This is a genomic window from Melghirimyces thermohalophilus (assembly GCF_900102685.1).
GTDB classification, from domain to species: domain Bacteria; phylum Bacillota; class Bacilli; order Thermoactinomycetales; family DSM-45169; genus Melghirimyces; species Melghirimyces thermohalophilus.
The window spans coordinates 1-12515 of record NZ_FMZA01000026.1 but is presented as its reverse complement, the minus strand read 5'-3'; the positions used below and the strand labels follow the sequence as shown (position 1 = coordinate 12515).

Sequence of the window (12515 nt, the reverse complement as noted above, 5' to 3'; positions counted from 1 at the left end):
AGGGAAAGCAACAATGGCGAAAGAAATCAAATTTAGCGAAGACTCCCGTCGCGCAATGCTGCGCGGTGTGGACGCCTTGGCCGATGCCGTAAAAGTGACCCTCGGGCCCAAAGGACGCAACGTGGTGCTCGAAAAGAAATTTGGATCTCCCCTGATCACCAACGATGGTGTCACCATTGCGAAGGAGATCGAGCTGAAAGACAAATTTGAAAACATGGGCGCCCAATTGGTGAAGGAAGTGGCGACCAAGACCAACGATGTGGCTGGTGACGGAACCACCACTGCGACCGTGCTGGCTCAGGCCATGATTCGCGAAGGGCTGAAAAACGTGGCAGCCGGCGCCAACCCGATGGTGGTTCGCCGCGGTATTGAAAAAGCCGTGAATACGGCGGTGGATGAGATCAAAAACATCGCCAAGCCGATCGAAGGGAGAGACTCCATCACTCAGGTGGCATCCATCTCCGCCAACGATGACGAAGTGGGCCGCCTGATCGCCGAAGCGATGGAGAAAGTGGGCAACGACGGTGTCATCACTGTGGAAGAATCCAAAGGGTTCGCTACGGAGCTGGAAGTGGTCGAAGGGATGCAGTTCGACCGCGGTTACATCTCCCCCTACATGGTGACGGATAACGACAAGATGGAGGCTGTTCTGGAGGAGCCCTACATCTTGATCACTGATAAGAAAATCTCCAATGTGCAGGAAGTTCTCCCGCTGTTGGAGCAAGTAGTACAACAAAACAAGCCCCTGCTGATCATCGCCGAAGATATGGAAGGGGAAGCACTGGCTACCTTGGTGGTTAACAAGCTGCGCGGCACCTTCAACGCAGTTGCTGTGAAAGCCCCTGGCTTCGGTGACCGTCGCAAAGCGATGCTGCAGGATATCGCCACTCTGACCGGCGGCCAAGTGGTGACTGAAGATCTCGGTATGGATCTGAAAACCGCTGACATGAGTGTACTGGGTCGCGCCCGTCAGATCCGGGTCACCAAAGAAGAGACCATCGTCGTCGACGGTTTCGGTGACCGCGCCGATATCAACAGCCGCGTCAACCAAATTCGCCAGCAACTGGAAGAGACCACTTCCGAGTTTGATAAAGAAAAACTGCAAGAGCGTCTGGCGAAGCTCGCCGGTGGCGTTGCTGTCATCAAAGTGGGAGCCGCTACCGAAACCGAATTGAAAGAGCGCAAGCTGCGGATTGAAGACGCCCTCAACTCCACCCGCGCCGCAGTGGAAGAAGGGATCGTCGCCGGCGGCGGCACCGCTCTGGTCAACGTGATCAGCGCCGTCGAAAAGCTGGAACAGGAAGCGACAGGCGACGAGAAGACCGGCGTCAAGATTATCCGTCGCTCCCTGGAAGAGCCGCTCCGTCTGATCGCAGACAACGCCGGACTGGAAGGCTCTGTGATCGTGGAACGGATGAAAGGTCAGGAAGTGGGTACTGGCTTCAACGCCGCTACTGGCGAGTGGGTGGACATGGTCAAATCCGGCATTGTCGACCCGGCCAAAGTGACCCGCTCCGCACTGCAAAACTCCGCTTCCGTTGCAGCCATGGTGCTTACCACCGAAGCCGTTGTGGCTGACGAACCGGAAGAAGAGAACAACGGCGGTGCTGCTGGAGGCGCCGGAGATATGGGTGGCATGGGAGGAATGGGCGGCATGATGTAAATCAGCCCCTGTCCTTTCCAAGAAACCCCGCGGGAATCCCGCGGGGTTTTTTAGTTGCTAAAATCCTTTTTAAGTCCTCGCTGGTGAAGGATAGAAAATTGTTTAGCGAGAAAGGAGGGGGTATAGGGCATATCGTTTTGCAGCCAGGCTGTGCTAGTACCTAACAAAGCGGGAGAAGCGTACCAAATCAAAAAGTCTTTTTTAATGCCCATGTTCAGCATCAAAGAGTCGCGTTCCTTTGTTTCGATCCAGGTCACGATCATGTCCGTCAGCAACTTTAATAAACGGTCTCTAAAGATAGGGATTCGCTTAGAGGCGAGGATGACTCGATAAAAATTTGCCTGTTTCGCTATATGCTCGAGAAAGTGGATCCATATCGTCATCTCCCACTCTCCATCTCCAGTGGAGGCGTTCGCTTCACCCGGTGATTTCTGCAAAATGGCAGAAAGTTGATCGGCCATTTCGTCAGCCATCTTGTTCACCAAATCGGGAATGTCTCGATAATGGGAATAAAAGGTGACCCGATGGATCGTGGCACGTTGAAAATGTGAAAGAAGCATTGAGCAATTATCAATACTTCTCTAGTGAAGGGAAAACAACCAGTCCGGTGGGCTAAAAATAAGGAAGGAACCACTCCGGATCGTATCAACCTCAGTCTGGATCCACCCCGGCATCAGAAAAACCGTTCTCTATTATTTTACACCTCGGGGTCTACGAAATTGGGAACCTCGCATTCAACGGATTGGTAGATGAATTAATTGAAAACATCGGAGAAGAATCAAGGGTTGATATCGTTCAAGCGCTGGCAGCTCCAATGCCCGGTATGGTGATCACTGAATTGTTTGGTGTCCCAGTAAAGGATCGATCTCAGTTTAAAAAGTGGGTGGATATTCTTTTCCAACCTTACGATAAAGAGACCCAGGCGGATATGGAACGTAAGAAACAAGTGGCTGCCAAAGAATATTATCAATACCTGTACCCGATTGTGGTGGAGAAACGATCCAATCCCTCCGAGGACATCATTTCGGACTTAATCCAGGTTGAGGTAGATGGTGACCGGTTTACCGATGATGCAATTGTACGAATATCGATGTTCATCTGAGGTGCCGGAGTTGAAACAACCAGTCATGCGCTGGCAAATACCTTTTATTCGTTCCTTTACGATGACCCGTCCCTCTATGATGAACTTCGAAATGATTTGGAATTAGTCCCGAAAGCGGTGGAAGAAATACTATGAATGATGAATGATAGTCAAGTCACCCCTGCGGAAAAATTCGGAGGCGTGTTTATTTTTCTATAATGGATACAGAAGATTCGTACACCAGAAAAGGAGAGAAGAGGGAGGGTACACATGACGTCGAAAGCAAAAGCCATCCCGAGAGGGTACCCTATATGATTATCAAGGGTGCAGCCGGTGCGATCAAGGAGTTGCTGCCCGTGGAAGAACATCGGGAAGGGGATCGGCGTAGAGGTGTGATCGATCCTTTTGGACATATTGGGTAGATGGCCACGCATATCAAAGATGTGCCGCTGGAGGAGATGAGATCGTCTCCGTTTCGGTATGAAGGTAGACGCTCCATTCGACCCAACCCCCTGCGAGGGGTTGGGTTTGTCATAGACCGTTGGACAAATTCATATGGATGGGAACAAAAAACGAAGGCGGCTGATCGATGAGCACCATTACCTTGCTGAAAGAGTTGAAAACCCGCTTCTTTAGAGACGGTGTTCCCGATCTTTCCGCTCAACTGGCCTACTATCTCCTCTTATCCCTGTTTCCGTTTTTGATCGTGGCGATTACCCTGCTCGGTTATCTCCCTGTCTCCACCGATCATGTGCTCGATTTTATCCGTCCCTACGCCCCGCCCCGGACCCACGGGTTGATTAAATCCCAATTGGACAGCGTTTTGGGTGTGCACCGGGTCAATCTCCTCTCCTTCGGCGTGTTGGGAACCCTGTGGCTGACATCCAGGGGGCTTCGCTCCATCATCCGCATTCTCAACCATGCATACGGAGTGGAAGAAGAGCGGCCCTGGTGGCGGGGAATGGCAGAACGGTTTTTTTTGGTGGTCGGATTGGTGACGGCGATGGTGATCTCCCTCTTGTTGCCGGTATTGTTGAAGCTTGTGGAATGGTCGATGCTGCAGGCCGGGTTGACCATGGTCTGGGTTCGAATGTGGGTGGTGATCCGTTACTTTTTGAGCAGCTTGGTGCTGCTGTTGGTATTCTATTGTCTCTATTGCTTTGCTCCCAACGCACGACTCGGTCCCCGGGACGTGTGGCCGGGGACGCTGCTGGCCACCTTGGGCTGGCAGGTGATCTCTGTCGGCTATTCCTATTACGTGCTGATGTCGGATGTGACTCAGCTTTACGGCGGTCTTGGTGGGATCATCGTGTTGATGGTCTGGTTTTACCTGTCGGCCATGATTTTGATTGTAGGCGGACAGGTAAATGCCATCCTCTATGAGAGAACGATTAAGCCGGTGCAACCGAAACGCTGATTGTGTCCTTTTTAATAAGATGAGGGGATGATCTAAGGATTTAGACTGGTTGGAAAGGATGCGGACATCCCATGATCCAAGGCCCGGATTATTCCGTAGATTGTCGCCCCTTACTTGCCAAAACTATGTGAATGTTGGAGAATAGATTTGACGATGACGGCTGTATTGACTTTGCAAAAACTTACCGGAAACGGCTTCGAACGACTACGGAGTGGAATGTCTGGACCTGGTGAGGTGGTATAGCCGGGTCGGCTGCAGTCAAGATTGTTAATGTTGTTCCATTGCATGAATGAAGGAGGGATCTCTCATGGCTGATGTCAAGATCCAAACGATGGATCGAGGACCGTTGATTGTCCGTGGTGATGTGGAGCTGGTGGACGCTGAGGGCAACCGCTTTGAAACCAAGCAGCAGTTTGCTCTCTGTCGGTGTGGTCAATCGCAGAACAAACCCTTCTGCGACGGCACGCATAAAGGGAAATTCGATGACTGTGTCCGGGCGGAAAAGGTTTTATAACTTTGCATTACCTGGAAAGGGCGTGCCATGGCACGCCCTTTTCTGCTGAAATTATGGAGATTTCCTATCAAATTGAACCGATACCTGCTGTTTAGTTTCTTGCCCGGTCAGCCGGATTTCCAATAGGCCATACCGGTAATGGGCCGTGATGGAGTCCGGGGCGAAGGGAAAGGGATTGCGGATGGTCCGTTTAAATCGGCCGGTCCATCGTTCCCGGGAGAGCATCTGTTTTTGTGGAACGGGGGAACCATCGGGAACTTCTCCTTCCAGAATAATCTTTTGGGAGTCGAGGGTGATTTGCACATCATCAGGGGAGCGAAGCCCCGGCAATTCCACTACGATTACCCCTTCGCCATCGGTTTGGTACATATCGATAGCCGGGCGCTGTTTGGACAGGGCCTGATCTACCTTTTTCCACAAGTCCTCTCCCAGAATTCCCTTCATTTTATGCCGGATCTGCTTCCAGCTGGTGGCCTCCCGCTGTTTACCCATGGGGACCGCTCCTTTCTTCAAGTTCGATTGCGGAAACAATCGGTTCTCTTTACATCTATTCTCCATCTCCTCCATAGGTGTTCGCCCGCAAAAAAAAAAGGACGGCGAGAACAACTCTCGCCGTCCTTCCGGTCTTATATGATGGAAGACCCGTGGAATGTAGCCGCTTTTATTTTACCATCCATCGCTTCCATCTGCCACCGGTCAAACCAACTTCGCTAATACTCCCGGATCGATGTTGCCCCCACTGATGATAACTCCGACCCGCTTCAGATCCTTCGGCAGTCTCCGAAACAGGAGGGCGGCCAGGGGGACGGCGCCGGAGGGTTCTACCACCAATTTCAGGCGGAACAGGGCGAATTGGATCGCTTCCCGAATCTCTTCTTCGGTAACCGTGAGGATTGATTCGACATGTTGGCGGATGACTGGAAAAGTAAGCTCGCCGGGGATGGTGATCCGAAGGCCGTCGGCGATGGTCTCCGGGGCGGGGATGGTGACCCGTTTTCCCAAGAGGAAGGATTGCCGGGTATCATCGGCCTGATCAGGTTCCGTCCCAAACACCCGAATCCCGGGGTTGATTCCGTGAGCGGAGACAGCGGTGCCTGATAGCAGTCCGCCACCTCCCACCGGGGTGATGACCGCTTCCAATCCGGGGATTTCCCGAAGGAGTTCAAGGGCGGCGGTTCCTGCTCCAGCCATGATATGAGGGTGGTTGTAGGGCGGGATCAATGTGAGGCCTCGCTTTTCTGCCAAACGGGCCGCCACCTGTTCCCGATCCTCTCTGAACCGGTTATAGAAGACGATCTCCGCGCCATAGTCCCGGGTGGCTTCCACCTTAACCTGAGGGGCGTCATCCGGCATACACAGGACAGCAGGCACCTCAGCCAATCGAGCGGCCAGGGCGACAGCCTGAGCGTGGTTGCCCGAAGAAAAGGCGATGACGCCAGTCCGTTTTTGCTCTTCGGACAGGCGGCTGATGGCATGATATGCTCCCCGAAATTTAAATGCGCCGGCTCGTTGCAAGTTTTCGCATTTGAGAAATACTTCACATCCGGCCATTCGGTTAAGGGTGCGGGAAGTGACGACGGGAGTGCGGTGCGCGATTCCTTCCAGCCATTGTTCCGCCTGGCGGATATCGCGCATTTGAATAACCGGTTTCATTAAAGACACCTTCCTTATGCCCGTTTTAAATTTGAAAAGGAGATCGGGGGTTGCTGTTGCAGGGTTTGCGTCCTATAACTATCATCCACCAGGTGATTTAGGCATGGTGCCGGTTTTTCTGTGCCGGTTCCACATGGATCAGGGTTTCTTTCACCTGGTGTTCTCGCCACATGACCCATTCCAACTCTTCGGTGATCCGGTGGCTTTCTTCCACATTGAGTGATGGATCTACTTCGATGACGGCGTCAAGGATTACCTGATGCCCGTCGTGACGTCCTTTGAGGTCAACGACAAAACGAACGCCAGCGATGCTTTCCATAGTCCGGCGATAACGGGCCAGTTCCCGTTCATGAAAACCGTCTGTCAACAGGTGGGACTCGTCGCTAAAAATGTTCCAGGCTGTCCATAAGATGAGCAGGCCGACCAGAACGGCGGCCGCGGGATCCAACCAGGGAAGGCCAAACTGGGAACCGAGGATGCCAACGGCTGCTCCGAGGCTGACCAGTGTATCGGACAGGTTGTCCTTGGATGCCGCCTGAAGGGCGCGGCTCCCTGTTTGGTGTGCCAGCCATCGATTATATCCGAAAACGATCAGCATCACTCCGGCGCCTGTCAAAGCGGTCCAAAACGCGAATATATCCGGTGGGGAGGGCGGGCCCGACCAAGCGGTCTGGAGTGCGCTTTTCAGCACGTCGAAGGCGATGGTGGCCATGATGAAAGAGCCAAGTAGGGCGGATACGCTTTCTGCTCGGGAATGGCCGTAAGGATGGTTTTGATCCCGCGGTTTCCGGGAAATGCGCAAACCGATCAACACCGCCACCGATGTCAGCACATCCGTGACGTTGTTCCACCCATCGGCCGTTAATGCCTCCGACATCAGTGCGTGACCCAAGGCGATTTTGCTTGTGCACAGAAAGAGGTAGGCACTGATACTGATCCATGCCCCTGTCTCCGCCCGCTTCTTCATCCCGGTCCCCTCCCCGCTGTGGTCATCCAAAGCGTACCTGAGGAAGCCGGTTTAAGTCTATAGCAAGAAGGTTGCTCCTGCGCTAGTTTTATAGACTGCTTAAAAAAATATTGGACGTATTCAACAAAGGGATTTGCGGGGCCGGCCGTTCTGTCATATATGCGGCAACCGAACCCCCTGTCACTGTGTGGGGCTTGCTCTTCATCGAAGGCGTGATGTGGGAAATATCCCCTGATGTCACTTTCTTGATTTCAATATTTCCGATTGGTATGATGTACGCAGGCTTAAAACGTATACGTTTCTCACGGTTGATCTGTCTCGTATATGTTCAGGAATGGGCCTGAACGTTTCTACCCGACCACCGTAAATGGTCGGACTACGGGGCGGAGTTGCCGGTCCTTTTTCTTTGTGGGCCTGTTATCAAAGGAATGACCGGGGCTTCGTGTCGCGGGTAGAAGCGGTGCGGGGCCCGGTCTTTTTTCATGAGAATTCCTGAATGAAAAGGTGGGTGTCTTCGATGGAACAGATGACAGAACGAGTGGTGGTCTTGGATTTCGGGGGACAGTACAATCAGTTGATCGCGCGTCGGATCCGGGATGAAGGTGTTTTTAGTGAGATGGTGCCATATCAAACCAGTGCGGAGAAAATTAAGGAGATGGCGCCGAAGGGGATCGTCTTTTCCGGCGGACCGGCCAGCGTCTTTGCCGAAGGAGCGCCGACCTGCGATCCGGCGATCTTTGAACTGGGAATTCCGATTTTGGGGATCTGCTACGGCATGCAGCTGATTAGTGCCCATTTCGGCGCAAAAGTGGACCGCGCACAAAAGCGGGAATACGGGAAGGCGGACGTGGAGATCGTTTCTGATTCCCCTCTGTTCCAGGGGCAGGGCGAAACCGAATCCGTCTGGATGAGTCATTCGGACGTTGTAACCCTTCCTCCAGAGGGCTTCCAAGTGGATGGCCGGACCCCGTCTGCTCCGGTGGCTGCCATGAGCGACCCGGATCGGAAGGTATATGCCGTTCAGTTCCATCCGGAAGTGCGCCATACGCAAAACGGAAATGAGATGATCCGTCGTTTCCTGTATGAGGTTTGTGGTTGTGCTGGGAATTGGAGCATGGAGAGCTTTATCGAGGATACGGTGGCTGAGTTGAGACAACAGATCGGAGACAAACGGGTGCTCTGTGCTCTCAGCGGCGGCGTGGATTCCTCGGTGGTGGCTGCTCTGATTCATCGTGCGATCGGAGATCAACTCACTTGTGTGTTTGTAGATCACGGTTTGTTGCGCAAAGGGGAAGCCGAAGGCGTGATGCGTAATTTAGCCGACCACTTTCATATGAATGTGATTCTGGTTGATGCCAAGGATCGCTTTTTGGGCAAGCTGAAAGGTGTGATGGATCCGGAACAGAAACGGAAGATCATCGGAAACGAATTTATCCGGGTCTTTGAAGAAGAGACGGAAAAGCTGGGGAAACATCACTATCTCGCTCAGGGAACGTTATATACCGATGTAGTGGAATCGGGAACAGAAACCGCCCAGACCATCAAATCCCATCATAATGTAGGCGGCCTTCCGGAAGACATGCAGATGGATCTGGTCGAGCCCGTCAACACGCTCTTTAAAGATGAGGTGCGCAAAGTGGGTGAAGAGCTGGGGCTGCCCCGGGAGATCGTCTGGCGTCAGCCTTTCCCCGGACCGGGCTTGGGTATCCGGGTGATCGGAGAGGTGACTGAGGACAAGCTGGAAATCGTGCGAGAATCCGATGCCATCCTGCGGGATGAAATTAAAAACCATGGACTGGATCAGGAGGTCTGGCAATACTTCACCACCCTTCCCGACTTTCGCAGTGTCGGTGTAATGGGGGATGCTCGCACGTACGCATATACTGTCGGCATCCGTGCTGTCACCTCCATCGACGGCATGACTGCCGACTGGGCCCGGATTCCTCACGAGGTGTTGGAGCGGATCTCCAACCGGATCATTAATGAGGTGGACGGGGTGAATCGGGTGGTGTACGATATCACCTCCAAGCCGCCGTCTACCATTGAGTGGGAATAATGTTGAAAATAGGTGGAAGGTGAACCGATTTTGGATAAGGACAGCAATATGCTGGCCCGGTATTTTCAGTTTCAGGAACATGGCACCGATCTGAAAACCGAAATGCTGGCCGGTGTGACGACATTTTTGACGATGGCTTATATTTTGCTGGTCAATCCCTTTCTCCTCGGTCAGGAAGCGGGCATGAATTTCGGGGCGGTCTTTGTGGCCACGGCCTTGGCGGGGGCGATCGGCTCTCTGCTGATGGGGCTGTTGGCCAACTACCCGATTGCCCTCGCTCCGGGGATGGGTTTGACGGCTTACTTTACTTATACAGTGGTCTTGGGAATGGGGATCCCTTGGCAAACGGCTCTGGGTGCGGTTTTTATCTCCGGGTTGATTTTTCTCCTCTTGACCTTGACCAAGGTGAGGGAGATGATCATCAACGCCATTCCCTCCGGGCTAAAGCATGCGGTATCAGCGGGAATCGGGTTGTTTATCGCCTTTATCGGGCTGAAAAACACCCAGCTGATCGTGGCTGATCCATCAACCTTTATCTCCTTGAATGACAATCTGTTGCAGCCGGAAATTTTGTTAACCCTGTTTGGATTGCTTTTAACGCTGTTCCTGATGATCCGCCAGATCCAGGGGGCTGTCTTCTTCGGAATGATCGGCACTGCCCTGGCAGGTATGGCTATCGGTGTGATCAACTTGCCTTCCGGTATCCTTTCGGCTCCGCCGAGTCTGGCGCCAACTTTTATGCAAATGGATATCGTCGGGGCATTAGATATGGGCTTTTTCGCCATTATCTTCGCTTTTCTCTTCGTCGATTTGTTTGATACTGCCGGGACGCTGGTCGGGGTGGCCAACCAGGCGGGTCTCCTGAAAAATAACCGCCTCCCCCGGGCCTCCCGCGCACTGACAGCGGACTCCCTGGCTACGATATCCGGCGCTGGCCTCGGTACATCCACGGTCACCTCCTATATCGAATCGACAGCCGGTGTCGCCAGCGGGGGACGGACGGGGATGACCGCCGTCACAACCGCCTTGCTGTTCCTGGTCTCCATCTTTCTGTTTCCGCTGGTCCAAACCTTTGCCTCGGTGGCTGCCATCACCTCCCCTGCTCTGATCATCGTGGGCGTGTTGATGGCTTCCAGCCTAAAAGAGATCCAGTGGCATGAAATGTCGGAAGCAGCTCCCGCTTTTCTGACAGTGTTGATGATGCCTTTAACCTTCAGTATCGCCACGGGGATCGCCATCGGCTTCATTCTATATCCCCTCACCAAAATCTTTGCCGGTAAACCGCGTCAGGTTCATCCGATTTTGTACATTCTGGCCCTCCTTTTTATCGCGCGTTTCGTCTTTCTAGGGGCCATTTGACCCTTCTCACTCCGTCGAGATCGACGGGGTTTTTTATTTGCATAAAACAAGGTGGGCGGGTTTCAAACTAGTCTTATCCCGCCTTGGAGGTGGCTCGATGTTGAAGAAGTTGCTCCCTCTTTGTCTCATTTTGACATGGTTATCCCTTGCAATCGGTTGGGCGACTCCGTCCCTGCTTCGGGCCAGCTCGGTGCAACAGCAGATCGAAGCGCTGATCCACGAAAAAGAGGCAGCGGTTAACGCAAAGGAAAAAAGCCGGTTTTTAAGTGTGATCAACCCCTCTTATCCTTTTTATGTACAGGAGCAGAAACGGTGGTATGATGATGCCGTGCGCTGGATCGATCCAGGATCCTACCGACTGCGGCTCATTTCCGTTATCCCCGAACGGGAACATCAACTTCGGGCCTGGATCGAGCAGAGCTATCGGAGAAAAGGAAAGGTGCATACCACTCATTTTCCTCTCTTATTTCAGGAAACGGAGTCCGGTTGGAAGGATTCGGACTATCCCTTCCACACTGTGGCAAGGGAAAACGTCGTCGTGCGCTACACGGAATCCGGTTGGGGTGAACAGGCCTCCATCGCTTTAGAGGCGGCCCATAAGGCGGTTCATCAATTAAAAAAAAAGATGGACTGGAAGCCGAAACACCCGGTTGAGGTAAAAATCTACCATAAACCGGAATGGTTCCGCCAATCCGTTAAATTATCCCTTCCCAAGTGGGCCGGAGGTTGGCATGAAGCGGGGGAGTCCATCAAATTGATCGGAGCGCGGGGATATACGGACCAACAGCTGACGACCTCCGGCATTGTGCACGAGGTAACCCATATGATGGTGAGCGACTTGACGGGAGATAATGCGGCCTACTGGTTACAGGAGGGGGCAGCAGAGTACTATCAGTCCCATCTGTTGCCTGGACTGCGAACACAGCAGGCCAAAAAAAATGATCAACCGCAGTGGAAAATGTCGCGACTGGAACAGATCAATCTAGAACGCCTCGGGGACAAGGAAGCAAAGGATTATTATTTCCAATGTTATCGGTTCTTCCGGTACATGATTGAGACCTATGGTGAGGAAAAGATGCGCCACCTCTTTTCGGTTCTGGCGTTGAGCCCGGAGGTGGACCAGGATACCGGGGAAAAGCTGACCCAGGTGAATCGACGAACCCGAGAAGCGATAAAGAAGGTTTTCGGTAAAACCTTGGAACAGCTGGAACAAGACTGGGTGGCCGACATGAAAAAACGGGGAAAAGAGCAATCCGATGAATCGATTCAGGAGCATTTTGGAGGGTGATCATTAGATTTGAGTGGAATCAAGCATGAAAGCTGATCGAAACAAACGCAAAAAAATGTTGACTGAGTCGGGCAGAGGTGTTATTATACTATTCGTCCCTGAAACGGGACGAGCCCGCTACCGGGCGGATCAAAAAAAGATAAAAACCCTGTTGACAGGATCGATTTGGTTTGATAGTATAGATCTTGTCGCCGCGAGAGAGCGGCCGCTGCGGGGGGCGGCGGAACAGGAGAGCGTTCCTTGAAAACTGAAGAGCGTTTGACACGACCCTGTCAAATGATTTGAGCGAATCAAGCTCTTTTATGGAGAGTTTGATCCTGGCTCAGGACGAACGCTGGCGGCGTGCCTAATACATGCAAGTCGTGCGGAGGAAGCCGACGGATCCCTTCGGGGTGAAGACGGTGGAATCAGCGGCGGACGGGTGAGTAACACGTGGGCAACCTGCCTGCAAGACCGGGATAACTCCGGGAAACCGGGGCTAATACCGGATAGGACTTTTCATCGCCTGATGGGAAGT

At 52.9% G+C, this 12515-nt stretch carries 12 protein-coding genes, 1 rRNA gene, 1 pseudogene and 1 riboswitch; of the genes and pseudogenes, 10 read left to right on the top strand and 4 right to left on the bottom strand.

Going from position 1 to position 12515, the window contains the following annotated elements:
• Positions 1-13 precede the first annotated feature (13 nt).
• Positions 14-1663 (top strand): chaperonin GroEL, encoded by a 1650-nt coding sequence (groL, locus tag BLP91_RS15210; protein WP_091572966.1) that lies wholly within the window; start codon positions 14-16, stop codon positions 1661-1663.
• Between the two features lie 50 nt (positions 1664-1713).
• Here groL and BLP91_RS15205 read toward each other — a convergent pair whose 3' ends face one another.
• Positions 1714-2124 (bottom strand): TetR-like C-terminal domain-containing protein, encoded by a 411-nt coding sequence (locus tag BLP91_RS15205; protein WP_176758032.1) that lies wholly within the window; start codon positions 2122-2124, stop codon positions 1714-1716.
• Between the two features lie 353 nt (positions 2125-2477).
• On the opposite strand from BLP91_RS15205, the gene BLP91_RS15200 reads away from it, so the two are divergent.
• From BLP91_RS15200 to BLP91_RS15190, 4 genes and pseudogenes are all read left to right on the top strand, one after another.
• A complete protein-coding gene (locus tag BLP91_RS15200; RefSeq protein WP_143003579.1) occupies positions 2478-2765 on the top strand; it encodes a cytochrome P450 family protein in 288 nt (95 codons plus the stop codon).
• A 12-nt stretch (positions 2766-2777) separates the two neighbouring features.
• Positions 2778-2900: pseudogene (locus BLP91_RS17415) on the top strand (hypothetical protein); the annotation flags it as partial.
• Between the two features lie 433 nt (positions 2901-3333).
• Positions 3334-4161, top strand: a complete 828-nt coding sequence (locus BLP91_RS15195) for a YihY/virulence factor BrkB family protein (RefSeq protein ID WP_091572962.1) — start codon at positions 3334-3336, stop codon at positions 4159-4161.
• A gap of 307 nt (positions 4162-4468) precedes the next feature.
• Positions 4469-4675 carry a CDGSH iron-sulfur domain-containing protein gene (locus BLP91_RS15190; protein WP_091572960.1) on the top strand — a complete coding sequence of 69 codons (207 nt, stop codon included), beginning with the start codon at positions 4469-4471 and terminating at the stop codon, positions 4673-4675.
• Between the two features lie 51 nt (positions 4676-4726).
• Here the strand turns inward: BLP91_RS15190 and BLP91_RS15185 are convergent, their stop codons facing one another.
• The 3 genes from BLP91_RS15185 to BLP91_RS15175 form a co-directional block, all read right to left on the bottom strand.
• Positions 4727-5167, bottom strand: coding sequence for an Hsp20/alpha crystallin family protein (locus BLP91_RS15185; RefSeq protein WP_176758031.1), 441 nt, complete (start codon positions 5165-5167; stop codon positions 4727-4729).
• Between the two features lie 204 nt (positions 5168-5371).
• Positions 5372-6328 (bottom strand): pyridoxal-phosphate dependent enzyme, encoded by a 957-nt coding sequence (locus tag BLP91_RS15180; protein ID WP_176758030.1) that lies wholly within the window; start codon positions 6326-6328, stop codon positions 5372-5374.
• A gap of 97 nt (positions 6329-6425) precedes the next feature.
• A complete protein-coding gene (locus tag BLP91_RS15175) occupies positions 6426-7295 on the bottom strand; it encodes a cation diffusion facilitator family transporter (RefSeq protein WP_091572956.1) in 870 nt (289 codons plus the stop codon).
• 298 nt (positions 7296-7593) lie between these two features.
• A riboswitch (purine riboswitch) is annotated at positions 7594-7694 on the top strand.
• 118 nt (positions 7695-7812) lie between these two features.
• Between BLP91_RS15175 and guaA the strand changes: the two genes are divergently transcribed.
• From guaA to BLP91_RS15150, 5 genes are all read left to right on the top strand, one after another.
• A complete protein-coding gene (gene guaA, locus BLP91_RS15170; protein ID WP_091572955.1) occupies positions 7813-9351 on the top strand; it encodes a glutamine-hydrolyzing GMP synthase in 1539 nt (512 codons plus the stop codon).
• Between the two features lie 48 nt (positions 9352-9399).
• Complete coding sequence (locus BLP91_RS15165; RefSeq protein ID WP_091573002.1) at positions 9400-10710, top strand: NCS2 family permease; 1311 nt, start codon at positions 9400-9402, stop codon at positions 10708-10710.
• A gap of 97 nt (positions 10711-10807) precedes the next feature.
• A complete protein-coding gene (locus BLP91_RS15160; protein WP_091572953.1) occupies positions 10808-11998 on the top strand; it encodes a peptidase MA family metallohydrolase in 1191 nt (396 codons plus the stop codon).
• A gap of 25 nt (positions 11999-12023) precedes the next feature.
• Positions 12024-12242: a hypothetical protein gene (locus BLP91_RS15155; RefSeq protein ID WP_091572952.1), complete on the top strand. Its 219-nt coding sequence runs from the start codon at positions 12024-12026 to the stop codon at positions 12240-12242.
• Between the two features lie 55 nt (positions 12243-12297).
• Positions 12298-12515: ribosomal RNA gene (locus tag BLP91_RS15150) — 16S ribosomal RNA — on the top strand; the annotation flags it as partial.